This is a genomic window from Streptomyces mangrovisoli, from assembly GCF_000974985.2.
GTDB classification, from domain to species: Bacteria; Actinomycetota; Actinomycetes; order Streptomycetales; family Streptomycetaceae; genus Streptomyces; species Streptomyces mangrovisoli.
On record NZ_LAVA02000047.1, the window covers coordinates 15,266 to 28,487 of the forward strand.

At 72.0% G+C, this 13,222-nt stretch carries 9 protein-coding genes; 2 read left to right on the forward strand and 7 right to left on the reverse strand.

The features are described 5' to 3' along the window. Positions 1-114: 114 nt before the first annotated feature. The 5 genes from ffh to nsdA form a co-directional block, all read right to left on the reverse strand. Complete coding sequence (gene ffh / locus WN71_RS20835; protein ID WP_046590205.1) at positions 115-1,662, reverse strand: signal recognition particle protein; 1,548 nt, start codon at positions 1,660-1,662, stop codon at positions 115-117. Positions 1,663-1,746: 84 nt separating this feature from the next. Next, a complete protein-coding gene (locus WN71_RS20840; RefSeq protein ID WP_046590208.1) occupies positions 1,747-4,200 on the reverse strand; it encodes a [protein-PII] uridylyltransferase in 2,454 nt (817 codons plus the stop codon). Between the two features lie 25 nt (positions 4,201-4,225). Further along, positions 4,226-4,564 (reverse strand): P-II family nitrogen regulator, encoded by a 339-nt coding sequence (locus WN71_RS20845; protein WP_007493361.1) that lies wholly within the window; start codon positions 4,562-4,564, stop codon positions 4,226-4,228. Further along, a complete protein-coding gene (locus WN71_RS20850; RefSeq protein ID WP_046590212.1) occupies positions 4,561-5,898 on the reverse strand; it encodes an ammonium transporter in 1,338 nt (445 codons plus the stop codon). The genes WN71_RS20845 and WN71_RS20850 overlap by 4 nt, the downstream gene beginning before the upstream one ends. Positions 5,899-6,230: 332 nt before the next feature. After that, positions 6,231-7,706: a transcriptional repressor NsdA gene (nsdA, locus tag WN71_RS20855; RefSeq protein WP_046590214.1), complete on the reverse strand. Its 1,476-nt coding sequence runs from the start codon at positions 7,704-7,706 to the stop codon at positions 6,231-6,233. A 446-nt stretch (positions 7,707-8,152) separates the two neighbouring features. Here nsdA and WN71_RS20860 point away from each other — a divergent pair, with 446 nt between their 5' ends. Beyond that, entirely contained in the window at positions 8,153-8,818 is a 666-nt protein-coding gene (locus tag WN71_RS20860; RefSeq protein WP_046590216.1) for a bifunctional DNA primase/polymerase, read from the forward strand. 499 nt (positions 8,819-9,317) lie between these two features. On the opposite strand, the gene ftsY is transcribed toward WN71_RS20860, so the two are convergent. Then, positions 9,318-10,520 carry a signal recognition particle-docking protein FtsY gene (ftsY, locus tag WN71_RS20865; RefSeq protein ID WP_046590218.1) on the reverse strand — a complete coding sequence of 401 codons (1,203 nt, stop codon included), beginning with the start codon at positions 10,518-10,520 and terminating at the stop codon, positions 9,318-9,320. A gap of 144 nt (positions 10,521-10,664) precedes the next feature. Between ftsY and WN71_RS20870 the strand changes: the two genes are divergently transcribed. Beyond that, positions 10,665-11,636 (forward strand): LLM class flavin-dependent oxidoreductase, encoded by a 972-nt coding sequence (locus tag WN71_RS20870; RefSeq protein ID WP_046590221.1) that lies wholly within the window; start codon positions 10,665-10,667, stop codon positions 11,634-11,636. Positions 11,637-11,755: 119 nt separating this feature from the next. Here WN71_RS20870 and WN71_RS20875 read toward each other — a convergent pair whose 3' ends face one another. After that, positions 11,756-13,174 carry a sugar porter family MFS transporter gene (locus tag WN71_RS20875; protein WP_046590223.1) on the reverse strand — a complete coding sequence of 473 codons (1,419 nt, stop codon included), beginning with the start codon at positions 13,172-13,174 and terminating at the stop codon, positions 11,756-11,758. Positions 13,175-13,222: the final 48 nt, after the last annotated feature.

Genomic DNA, 13,222 nt, shown 5'->3' on the forward strand with positions numbered 1-13,222 from the left:
ACCGAGCGGACCTCGGCACTTGCAGGGGGCGGCGGCCCGGGGCCGGGGCCGGAACACGCGGAGGGCGTCCGCCCCGGTCGGGGAGGACGCCCTCCGTCTGGTCCTTGGGGCCGCTCAGCCCATGAACTTCTTGAACTCGTCCGGCAGCTCGAAGTCCTGGGCGCCCTGCTGCGGCAGGCCGAAGGCGCCGCCCTGCGCGGCCGCGGCGCGGCGGGCGGCCTCCTCCTGCTCCTGCTGCTTGCGCTTCATCGGGTTGCCGGAGCGCTGCTTGCCCTTGGCCTGCTTGGGCTGCTTCTTGACGCGGCCGGCGCCGCCGCCCATGCCCGGGATGCCGGGCATGCCGGGCATCCCGCCGCCCTGGGCCATGCGGGACATCATCTTGCGGGCCTCGAAGAACCGCTCGACGAGGTTCTTCACGGCGCTGACCTCGACACCGGAACCCTTGGCGATACGGGCGCGGCGCGAGCCGTTGATGATCGTCGGCTCCTGGCGCTCGGCCGGGGTCATCGACTTGATGATCGCCGCCGTGCGGTCGACGTCGCGCTCGTCGAGGTTGTTGATCTGGTCCTTGATCTGGCCCATGCCCGGGAGCATGCCGAGCAGCTTGCTGATGCTGCCCATCTTCCTGACCTGCTCCATCTGGGCCAGGAAGTCGTCCAGGGTGAAGTCCTGGCCCTTCTTAGACGCCAGCTTGGAGGCCATCTTCTGGGCCTCTTCCTGGCTGAACGTCTTCTCCGCCTGCTCGATCAGGGTGAGCAGGTCACCCATGTCGAGGATGCGGGAGGCCATCCGGTCCGGGTGGAACGCGTCGAAGTCGTCGAGCTTCTCGCCGTTCGACGCGAACATGATCGGCTTGCCGGTGACCTGGCGGATCGACAGGGCCGCACCACCGCGGGCGTCGCCGTCGAGCTTGGAGAGCACCACGCCGTCGAAGCCGACGCCGTCGCGGAAGGCCTCGGCGGTGTTGACCGCGTCCTGGCCGATCATCGCGTCGACGACGAAGAGGATCTCGTCCGGGGAGACGGCGTCGCGGATGTCCGCGGCCTGCTGCATCATCTCCTGGTCGATGCCCAGGCGGCCGGCGGTGTCCACGATCACGATGTCGTGGACCTTGGCCTTGGCGAAGTCGATGGAGTCCTTGGCGACCTTGACCGGGTCGCCGACGCCGTTGCCCGGCTCCGGCGCGTACACGGCGACGCCGGCGCGCTCGGCGACCACGCTGAGCTGGTTGACGGCGTTGGGGCGCTGGAGGTCGGCGGCGACCAGCAGCGGCGAGTGGCCCTGCTCCTTGAGCCAGTGGCCGAGCTTGCCCGCGAGGGTGGTCTTACCGGCACCCTGGAGACCGGCCAGCATGATCACGGTGGGCGGCTGCTTGGCGAACCGCAGCCGCCGGGTCTCGCCGCCGAGGATCGTGACGAGCTCGTCGTTCACGATCTTCAGGACCTGCTGGGCGGGGTTCAGCGCGCGGGAGACGTCGGCGCCGAGGGCACGTTCCTTGACGTTCTTGATGAACGTCCGGACGACAGGCAGCGCGACATCGGCCTCGAGCAGCGCGATCCGGATCTCCCGCGCCGTGGCGTCGATGTCCGCCTCGCTGAGGCGCCCCTTGCCGCGCAGGTTCTTGAAAGTCGCTGAGAGGCGATCGGAGAGAGTATCGAACACGGCGCTCGCGGTCCTCGGGGTCGGTGGCTGCTGACGAATCGCCCTCCAGGGTATCCCGGCTCCGTACGACACCGGGATCCCGCTTCAGCCGCGAAGTGTCTCCTCCAGCTTCCGGGCCACGTTCGCCGCCTCGTCCGTGGGGAGCGGGTTGCCCTTGGGGGCGGTGACGTAGAAGGCGTCGACGGCGTTGGCGCCGAGGGTGGAGACGTGGGCGCTGCGCACCCGTACCCCCGCGTCCTCCAGGGCGCGTCCGATGCGGAACAGCAGGCCCGGCGCGTCCTGGGCGCGGACCTCGATGACCGTGGCGTGCCGGGAGGCGGCCGGGGCGACGGTGACCCGGGCGGGCGGGGCGACGACGCCGCGGCGGCGCGGGTAGGCCGCCTCCCGCTCGGCGAGCCGGCCGGCGATGTCGAGGGAGCCGTCGAGGGCGCGCACCAGGTCGGACCGGAGCCGGGCGGCCTGCGGCAGCGAGCCGTACTCGGCGGCGACGCGCCAGTTCAGCACCAGCACCGAGGTGCCGTCGAAGCCGTCGGGCAGTTCCAGGGCGCGCAGTTCCGCGGTGCGGACGGTGAGCCGGTGCGCGGCGAGCACGCCGGCCGCGGCGGGCAGCACGCCCGGCTGGTCGGGGACGGCGATGAGCAGTTCGACGCCGAGCGGTTCGGGGTCGCCGGAGGGTTCCTCCTCGTCGGCGGGCGGCTCGGTCTGGGCGCGCAGCGCGAGCACCGGGCCGCCGGTGCGGAAGGCCTCGATGGCGAGCCGTTCCTGTTCGGCGGTGGGCGCGAGCGGCTCGGGTTCCGCGGGTTCCTCGCCCGCGAGCACGGCCGCGACCCGTTTGACGAGGTCGGCGACGAGCGAGCCGCGCCAGGACGACCAGGCGGCGGGCCCGGTGGCGAGGGCGTCGGCCTCGGTGAGGGCGTGCAGCAGTTCCAGGGTGCTCGGCGAGCCGACGGCGTCGGCGACGGAGCGGACGGTGGCCGGGTCCTCCAGGTCGCGCCGGGTGGCGGTCTCGATGAGCAGCAGATGGTGGCGTACGAGGGTGGCGAGGACGCTCACGTCGGCGCGGTCGAAGCCGATGCGCGCGGCGACGTCCTTGGCGATGATCTCGCCGGCCACGGAGTGGTCGCCGGGCCAGCCCTTGCCGATGTCGTGCAGGAGGGCCGCGACCAGCAGCAGGTCGGGGCGGCCGACGCGGCGGGTGAACTCGGAGGCGCGTACGGCGGTCTCGATGAGGTGGCGGTCGACCGTCCAGACGTGGACGGCGTTGCGCTGCGGGCGGCAGCGGACCCGCTCCCAGTCCGGCAGCAGCCGGGTGATCAGGCCCTCCGCCTCCAGGGCTTCCCAGACCTCGATGGTCGGGGTGCCGGAGCCGAGCAGGGTGACGAGCTGTTCGCGGGCCTCCGCGGGCCAGGGGGTGGGCAGCGGCCGGACGGTGGTGGCGAGCCGGCGCACGGCGTGCAGGGAGAGCGGCAGGCCGGCCTGGGCGGCGGCGGCCGCGGCGCGCAGCGGCAGCACGGGGTCGCGTTCGGGGCGGGCGGCGCGGGCGAGGACGACCTCGCCGTCCTGTTCGACGACGCCCTCGGCGAGCGGGGAGCGTTCGGTGGCCGGTTTCCCGCCGCCGAGCATGGCGCGCAGCCGGGGCCGTACGGCGCGGGAGCGCAGCACGCGGGCGACTTCGCGCCAGGTGACGTCGGAGGCGTAGGCGATGGTGCGGGCGGCCTCGTAGACCTGGCGCAGCAGGGTGTCGGCGTCGAGCAGGCCGAGTTCGGCGGCGACCTGGTCCTGTTCCTGGAGGGCGAGCCGGTCGGTGGCGCGGCCGGTGGCCAGGTGCAGGGCGTCGCGCACGTCGAGGAGGCGGCGCCGGGCGTCGGCGAGGCCCTCGCGGGGGGCGTCGGCGAGCCAGGAGGCGGCGACGGCGCGCAGGGCGGTGGCGTCGCGCAGGCCGCCGCGGGCCTCCTTGAGGTCGGGTTCGAGGAGGTACTGGAGTTCGCCCTGGCGGGCGGCGCGGTCGGCGCAGAGTTCCTGGAGTTCGGGCAGGCGTTTGGGTGCCTGGTTGCGCCAGTCGGCGAGGACGGCGGTGCGCAGTCCGGCGGTGAGGCCGAGGTCGCCGGTGATGTGGCGGGCGTCGAGCAGTCCGAGCTGGACCTTGAGGTCGTCGCCGGCGGCGGCGCGGGCCTCGGCGGGGGTGCGCACGGAGTGGTCGAGGGCGAGGCCTAGGTCCCAGACGGGGTACCAGAGGCGGTCGGCGAGGGCGGCGACGGCGCGGGCGTCGTCGCCGTCGTGCAGCAGGAGCAGGTCGAGGTCGCTGCGGGGGGAGAGTTCGCCGCGGCCGTAGCCGCCGACGGCGATCAGGGAGACGCCCTTGACGCCGTCGGCGGCGGCGGCGAACAGGCCGGTGAGCCAGTCGTCGGTGAGGTCGGAGAGGGCCGCACGGCGCGGCGGCCCGGACCGCGCCCCCTCCTGGAGGAGGCGCAGCCGGGCCGCCGCGTAGCCGCTGGGTCCCGAGTCCTCTGCTTCCGTGCGCATGTCCGTACTCGTCACCCAGCGACTCCTGTTCGTCTTCTCGTCAGAGCGCGTCCGGGCCGCGCTCGCCGGTGCGGACCCGTACGGCCGTCTCGACCGGCAGGGACCACACCTTGCCGTCACCGATCTTGCCGGTGCGGGCCGCCTTGACCACGACGTCTATCAGCTGCTCGGCGTCGTCGTCCTCGACCAGGACCTCGATGCGGATCTTGGGCACCAGGTCGACGGTGTACTCGGCGCCGCGGTAGACCTCGGTGTGTCCCCGCTGACGACCGTAGCCGCTGGCCTCGGTGACCGTCAGACCGTGGACTCCGAATGCCTGGAGGGCTTCCTTGATCTCGTCGAGCCGGTGGGGCTTGACGACGGCGGTGATGAGCTTCATGCGTCCACCTTCTTGGTCTCCGTCGCGGACACGGCCGCCGCGGAGCCGGCCACGACGCCGCCGCCCGTTCCGCTGTAGTCGTATGCGGTCTCGGCGTGCTCGGCCTGGTCGATGCCGGAGACCTCTTCCTCCTCGGTGATCCGCATACCGATGGTCTTGTCGAGGATGAAGGCGAGGATGGCGGAGGCGATCAGCGAGTAGAACAGGACGCCGAAGACACCGGCGCACTGGATCCAGAACTGGTGCATCCCGCCGCCGTAGAACAGGCCCTTGACGTCCGACTGGCCCTTGCCGCTGGCGAAGAGGCCGATCAGGAGGGAGCCCGCGATACCGCCGACCATGTGGACGCCGACCACGTCGAGGGAGTCGTCGAAGCCGAACTTGAACTTCAGGCCGACCGCCGCGGCACAGGCGACACCGGCGATGACGCCGACCGCGATGGCGCCCATCGGGGAGACCGCGCCGCCGGACGGGGTGATGGCGACCAGGCCGGCGACGGCGCCGGAGGCGGCGCCCAGGGTGGTGAACGCGCCGTGGCGGATCTTCTCGTAGGCGAGCCAGGCGAGCATGGCGGCGCCGGTGGCGATCTGGGTGTTGACGAACATCAGCGGGCCGACGCCGTCGTCGTTGCCGAGCCACGAGCCGGCGTTGAAGCCGAACCAGCCGAACCACAGCAGACCGGCGCCGAGCATCACCAGCGGCAGGCTGTGCGGGCGCATCGGGTCCTTCTTGAAGCCGACGCGCTTGCCGATGACGAGGATCACGCCGAGCGCCGCGGCACCGGCGTTGATGTGCACCGCCGTACCACCGGCGAAGTCGATCACGCCGAGTTCGAAGGCCCAGCCGCCGGTGCCCCACACCCAGTGCGCGACCGGGAAGTAGACGACGGTGGCCCACAGCACGAGGAACAGCGCCCAGGCGCTGAACTTCACGCGGTCCGCGATGGCGCCGCTGATCAGGGCGGGCGTGATGATCGCGAACATCATCTGGAAGACGGCGAAGACGAACACCGGGATGGTGTAGCCGGGCCAGAGATCCATCTTGTCGATGCCGGCCCAGCCGACATAGTCGCCGGTCCAGCCGACGATCGAGCCGTGGTCCGTGCCGAAGCTCATGGAGAAGCCGTAGAGCACCCACAGGATGGTGACGATGCCCATGCTGATGAAGCTCATCATCAGCATGTTCAGAGTGCTTTTGACGCGGACCATGCCTCCGTAGAAGAAGGCGAGGCCCGGCGTCATGATCAGCACCAGGGCGGAAGCAATGAGCATGAAGCCTGTGTTCGCGGCAGACAGCTTGGGTGCCTCCGCGGCAAGCGTGATGGCTGGTGCCATCGGCGTCTCCTCGTCGATTGGTACGGCCCCGTGCGGGCGAAGCCAGTGCGGTCCGGTCAGTGAGGGGTGGGCCGGTTATGCGCCATGAGATTGACGCAGCGCGGTTTCCGTCGAAGCCCCTCGTTGTTTCGCCGGGGTGACGAAGGCGGCTTGCGTGTTACGTATCGATGAAGCGCGAGATGTCCCCCTGGGGGATCGTTATCGTGGCGCAACCTTCATCGAGGGAAAGAAACCGGCCGCGGGCGGCCTTCCGATGACCTGGCATGGGGGAGCCGAGTCGGGCAGTTCGGGAGGGCCGGCCGCGGCCGGGGTCATGCGGGTGCCGGGACGGCTCAGACCGCTTCGGCGGTCTCCGGGAGTTCCACGGCGAGCAGTTCGGAGAGGTCGACGACCTCGGCGAGGTCGCCGAAGTCGCGAACGGCGGTGTCGACGGTCTTTCGGATACGGGTGTTCACCCGCTCGGAACGCACCTTCTTGGCGATCCGGAGTGCCCGCCCGGCCAGCACGGTGGACTGCTCGGGCTCGCGGCGCAGCAGGTGCACGGTGGCCATGCCGATCAGGTTGAGCGCGTACGACCGCTGGTGCTCGGTGTCCTTGGCGAACAGCTCCACGGCGCGCTCCATCAGGGGCTCGGCCAGGGAGGCGTAGGCGGGGCTGCGGCCGGCGACATAGGCCAGGTCACGGAAGGAGTGGCTGTTCTCGCCGTGGAGTTCGGCTTCGGAGAAGAAGCGGATCCAGTCGGGGTCGGGCTCGTCCCAGTCGACGGCGTCGGCGAAGGTGTCCTCGGCCATGCGCACGGCTCGTTTGCACTTGCCGGGCTGGCCCATGTTGGCGTAGGCGCGGGCCTCCATCGCATACAGCATCGCCTGGGTGCGCGGGCTCGCGCAGTCGCGGCTGCCGTACTGGGCGAGGTGGATGAGTTCCAGGGCGTCGTCGGGCCGGGCCAGGTGGATCATCTGGCGGCTCATGCTGGAGAGGATGTAGGAGCCGAGCGGTTTGTCGCCGGCCTCCTTGGCGGCGTGCAGGGCGAGCACGAAGTACTTCTGGGCGGTGGGCTGGAGTCCGACGTCGTAGCTCATCCAGCCCGCGAGTTCGGCGAGTTCGGCGGCGACCTTGAACAGGATGCGGGCGGTGGCCTCGGGCTGGGGCTCCTGGAGCAGGTCGGTGACCTCGTGCAGCTGGCCGACGACCGCCTTGCGGCGCAGGCCGCCGCCGCACTGGGCGTCCCACTGGCGGAACATCCGTGTGGTCGACTCCAGCAGGTCCAGCTCCGGCCGGGACAGGCGCCCGCCGCGGCGGGCGGCGGCGCTCTGGTCGGGCTCCTCGCGCAGGGCGCCGGGCGCGGGGACCAGCCAGCGCTGCATGGGTTCGATGAGGGACGGGCCCGCGGACAGCGCCAGCGAGCTCCCGAGGAAGCCGCGCCGCGCCAGCATCAGGTCGCTGCGCGAGAACTCGCTGAGCAGGGCGACGGTCCCCGGGCCCGTCCAGGGCAGGTCGACACCGGACACGGACGGTGAGGGGCGGGCGGTGCGCAGTCCGAGGTCCTCGACGGAGACGACACAGCCGAAGCGCTCGGAGAACAGCTCGGACAGGATGCGCGGGATCGGTTCGCGCGGGTTCTCGCCGTCCAGCCAGCGGCGCACCCGGGAGGTGTCGGTCGAGATGTGGTTGGCGCCCAGCTGGCGGGCCCGGCGGTTCACCTGCCGGGCGAGTTCGCCCTTGGACCAGCCGCTGCGCACGAACCATGATCCGAGCAGCTCGTTGGGGCGCTTGTCAGCGTTCACCGCGCCTTCGCCGTTGCCGCCCACTGAACGCCCCCATCCCTGGAACCACTTGTCGCCGAGTGCGCCAAGCCCTATCAGAATGCCGTCGAACCGGGCCGCCCGTCCCGCACTTCTCACCCTTCGAACGAGAAGCCGCCTTGCCTCCGGCATACCCACGAGTGCATGTGCCCCCAGGACTCGTGCACTCAAAGTAATCCTACGATCACGGGCTCAGCCACGTCGGTCCTGGAAACGCCACCATTCGCCACCCCTTCGAATGAACTCACGGTTGCCGCTTCGCGATTCACTTGACACTGGACGGCCGGAAGTGGGCGGAGCGGTGCACGTGGGGGCGCACGCTGCCGAGCGCACCACCCGAAGCACTTCCGAGCGCCGCCTGGACCGCGCGGCACGGGACAGCCGAGAATACGGAGCGTGAATCCTCGGCTGCGCCGCGTAACCATCGGTGCGTCGGACCCGTTGGAGGGGGCATGGGCTTCACGATCGGTGGCATCCGCGAGATGCGCACGGCCACGCGTCGGCGCGGCCGCTCGGACCGCTCGTCGGACTGCACGGCCGTCGCCGAGTACACCGGCCTGTGGGGCTGGGACGTGGTGCCGGGCGCGCGGACCGCGGGCGGCGCCTGCTCCTGTGGCCTGCGCGGTTGCCGCGCACCGGGCGCGCATCCGCTGGAGTTCGCGCCCGTGGTGCCGGCCGGCGCGACGCTCGACCAGGTGACCAAGGCGTGGGCGGAGTTCCCCGGCGCCGCGGTGATGCTGCCGGTGGGCCGGGCGTTCGACGTGCTGGAGGTCGCGGCCCCGGCCGGCCGCCGCGCGCTGATCCGCCTGGAGCGCATGGGGCTGCCCCTCGGCCCGGTCGCCGCGACGCCGGACGGCCGCGCCCAGTTCTTCGTCGCGCCCGGCGCCGCCGCGGACCTGCACGCGCTGCTCTACCGGATGGGCTGGGACGACCCGACCGCGCTCGATCTGCGCGGCCTCGGCCCCGGCGCGTTCCTCACCGCGCCGCCCTCCGACCGGGGCGGCCTCGGCCCGGTGCGCTGGCTGCGCTCCCCCGCCCTGGACTGCGCGACCCGCCCGCCGGCGGCCCGGCTGCTGCTCGGCACGCTGGCGTACGCGGCCCACCGGTCCCGGGCGTAGCGGGGGCCCGTCCGGGGGTTCGGCAGGGTGGGTGGCTCGCCGTAGGCCGGCTGGTACGGCGTCGCGGCGCGGCTCCTTCGGGGGACGGTGGCGCGGGTACGACGACGGCTTGCCGCCCCGCTCGGACCCCCACACCGGAACACCCCGAAAGGGGCGCGGGGAACGGCGCGAGCAACCACGACGGACCCGCGGGGGCCATGACGCTCACCGCCCGACCGCGGCCCGGTGGGGCCCCTTCGCGCAGTTCCGCGCGCCCCCGACGGGACACTCCGGCGACCGCACCCTCAGGGGCGCGGGGAACGGCGCGAGCAACCACGACGGACCCGCGGGGGCCATGACGCTCACCGCCCGACCGCGGCCCGGTGGGGGCCCTTCGCCCAGTTCCCCGCGCCCCTGACGGGGCGCAGCCGAGCCCCCCGGCAAGGGGGAAGCGCCCGCCCCGAGAGGTTCTCGGTGGCGGGCGCTTCCTCGCTGTCGTATCCAGCCGGATGGCGAAACGTCACTCCCCGACCAGCGCGTCGACGAACGCCTCCGGCTCGAACGGCGCCAGATCGTCCGCCCCCTCGCCGAGGCCGACCAGCTTGACCGGCACGCCCAGCTCGCGCTGGACGGCGATCACGATGCCGCCCTTGGCCGTGCCGTCGAGCTTGGTCAGCACGATGCCGGTGATGTCGACGACCTCGGCGAAGACGCGGGCCTGCACCAGCCCGTTCTGTCCGGTGGTGGCGTCGAGCACGAGCAGGATCTCGTCCAGCGGCGCGTGCTTCTCCACGACCCGCTTGACCTTGCCCAGCTCGTCCATGAGGCCGGTCTTGGTGTGCAGCCGGCCCGCGGTGTCGATGAGGACCACGTCGGCCCCCATCTCCTTGCCCTCCTTCACCGCGTCGAAGGCGACGGAGGCGGGGTCGCCGCCCTCGGGCCCGCGCACGGTGTGGGCGCCGACCCGCTCGCCCCAGGTCTGGAGCTGGTCGGCGGCGGCGGCACGGAAGGTGTCCGCGGCGCCGAGGACGACGGAGCGGCCGTCGGCGACCAGCACCCGGGCGAGCTTGCCGGTGGTGGTGGTCTTGCCGGTGCCGTTGACCCCGACGACCATCACGATGCCGGGCTTGCGGTCGTCGGGCTCGGTCTTCACGGAGCGGTCGAAGTCGGTGCCGACGAGCTTGAGCAGCTCCGCGCGCAGCAGGGCGCGCAGCTCGTCGGGGGTGCGGGTGCCGAGCACCTTGACCCGCTCGCGCAGCCCCTCGACCAGCTCCTGGGTGGGCATGACGCCCACGTCGGCGGTGAGGAGGGTGTCCTCGATCTCCTCCCAGGTGTCGTCGTCGAGATGCTCGCGGGACAGCAGGGTCAAAAGGCCCTTGCCGAGCGCGTTCTGCGAGCGGGACAGCCGGGTGCGCAGCCGCACCAGCCGGCCCGCGGTGGGCTCGGGGACCTCGATCTCGGGGACCTCGAGGGCGGGCGGCTCCTCGACGGCCACGGGGCCGGCGGGGCCGGGGAGGTCGACCTCCTCTATGGTCCGGCGCGGTTCGTCGCGCGGCGTCTCGGCCTCGTCGCCGACATGCGGCTCGGCCGGTGGGGCCGTGATGTCGGGCGCCTGCGGGGGTGGCGGGGGCAGCGCCTTCTTGCGGCGGCTGCCGACCACGAGCCCGCCGAGCACGCCGATCACGACCACGGCGATGACTACAGCAAGGATGACGGTTTCCATAACCCGACCAGTATCGGTCATGGGCCCTTGCGACACCGCTATGGCTGTCTGACACACCGTCAGCTAACGTCCCTCCCGCACAGCCACCCGGCGTCCGCGCGTGCCCCCGGGGATCGCGCGGGGAAGCGGAAAGGGGACGCGCCCATGCCCGTCACGGTCGTACGGCTCAACCTCGTCGAACCCGGCGCCGGCCGCGCCTCCCTCTCGGCCCGCTACCGGGCCGCTCTGGAGATGGCGGCGTACGCCGACGAGCACGGGATCACCACGGTCCAGACCGAGGAGCACCACGGGGTGGCCGACAACTGGCTGCCGTCGCCGTTCGTCTTCGCGGGCGCGGTCTTCGGCGCGACCCGGCGGATCGCGGTCACGGTCTCGGCGGTGATCGGCCCGCTGCACGACCCGCTGCGGCTGGCGGAGGAGGTCGCGGTGCTCGACCTGCTGAGCGGGGGCCGGCTGGTGACGGTCGCGGGCATCGGCTACCGGCCGGAGGAGTACGCGCTGTTCGACGTGGAGTGGAAGCGGCGCGGCCGGCTCCAGGACGAGCTGCTGGAGACGGTGCTGAAGGCGTGGACGGGCGAAGAGTTCACGTACCGGGGCCGCAGGGTGCTGATCACCCCGCGCCCGTTCACCGAGCCGCACCCGCTGCTGCTGGTGGGCGGGTCCTCGAAGGCCGCCGCCCGCCGGGCCGCCCGCCTCGGTCTGCCGTTCTTCCCGAGCGCCCACCTGCCCGAGCTGGAGGCGTACTACAAGGAGCAGCTCCTGGAGCACGGCACCGAGGGCTGGACGATGATGCCGGCCGCGGAGACCCCGCTGCTGAACGTGGCCGAGGACCCCGATCTGGTGTGGGAGCGGTACGGCGGGCATCTGCTGCACGAGGCGCGCACGTACGCGGCCTGGCAGTCCGGCGGCATCCACTCGGCGGTGCGGTCGGCCGCGACGACCGTGGCGGAGCTGCGCGAGGAGGGCGTGTACCGGGTGCTCACCCCCGACGAGTGCGTGGCGCTCGGCCACGACAGCTATGTGCTGCACCCGCTGGCGGGCGGGATGCCGGTGGCGGAGGGATGGCGCAGTCTGCGGCTGTTCGCCGAGGAGGTGCTGCCCCGGCTCGGCGACTGAGCCGACTCGGGGATCGCGCCGGCTCGGGGATCGAGCCGGCTCAGGGATCGCGTCGGCTCGGGGACCGGCCGTCGGCCGCGGCGGTGGCGTGGTCGCCCGCCGCCGCGGCCGGAAGGCGGTCAGCCCATCTCCTCCAACGCCTTGCCCTTCGTCTCCTTCACGAACTTCAGGACGAACGGGATGGAGAGCGCGGCGAAGAACGTGTAGATCATGTACGTGCCGGAGAGGTTCCAGTCGGCCAGCGACGGGAAGCTCGCGGTGATGGCCCAGTTGGCGATCCACTGCGCGGAGGCGGCGACGCCGAGGGCGGCGGCACGGATCCGGTTGGGGAACATCTCGCCGAGGAAGACCCAGACCACGACGCCCCAGGACAGGGCGAAGAAGAGGACGAAGACGTGGGCGGCGATCAGGGCGACCCAGCCCTGGGTGGCCGGCAGCTTGCCGTCGACGAGGTCGTAGGAGAAGGCCCATGCCTCCAGGCCGAGGCCGATGACCATGCCGACGGAGCCGATGAGCGCGAGCGGCTTGCGGCCGATCCGGTCCACGAAGATCATCGCGATCACGGTGCCGATGATGTTGATGATCGACGTGGTGAACGAGTAGAAGAACGAGTCCGTGGGGTCGACGCCGACCGACTGCCACAGCGTCGAGGAGTAGTAGAACGCGACGTTGATGCCGACGAACTGCTGGAACACCGACAGGCCGATGCCGATCCAGACGATCCGCAGGAAGTAGACCTTCCCGCCGAGCAGGTCCCTGAAGGTCGACTTGTGCTCGCGCTTCATGGCGCGCTCGATCTCGGCGACGCGGGCGTCCAGGTCGACCTCGTCGCCCTCGACCTCCTTGAGCACCTCACGGGCGCGGTCCCTGCGGCCCACCTCGAGGAGGAAGCGCGGGGACTCGGGGATGACGAAGGAGAGCAGGCCGTACAGCACGGCCGGGATGACCATGACGCCGAGCATGACCTGCCAGGCCTCCACGCCCAGCAGCTTGCCCCGCTGGTCGCCGCCCGCGGCGTTCAGGATGGCGTAGTTGACCAGCTGCGAGATGGCGATGCCGACGACGATCGCGGCCTGCTGGAACGAGCCGAGCCGTCCGCGGTACGCGGGCGGGGAGACCTCCGCGATGTAGGCGGGGCCGATGACGGAGGCCATGCCGATCGCGAAGCCGCCGATGATGCGCCAGAAGGCGAGGTCCCACAGGGCGAACGGCAGGGCCGAGCCGACGGCGCTGATGGTGAAGAGGACCGAGGCGATCTGCATGCACCGGATACGGCCGATCCGGTCGGCGATGCGGCCCGCGGTGGCGGCGCCGATCGCGCAGCCGATCAGGGCGATGGCGATGACCTGGGCGAGAGCCGCGGAGCCGATGTCGTAGCGGTCCCGGATGGCCTCGACCGCGCCGTTGATCACGGCACTGTCGTAGCCGAACAGGAATCCTCCCATCGCGGCCGCTGCCGCGATGAAGATGACATGCGCGAGATGTTCGGGGTGGGCCGGACTGCCTCCCGGCTTGGCCGCCTGCGCTGCACTGGTCACGTTCAACTCCTAGGGGCGCCGGCAACGTCGCCGACGCGAGTGGCCTCC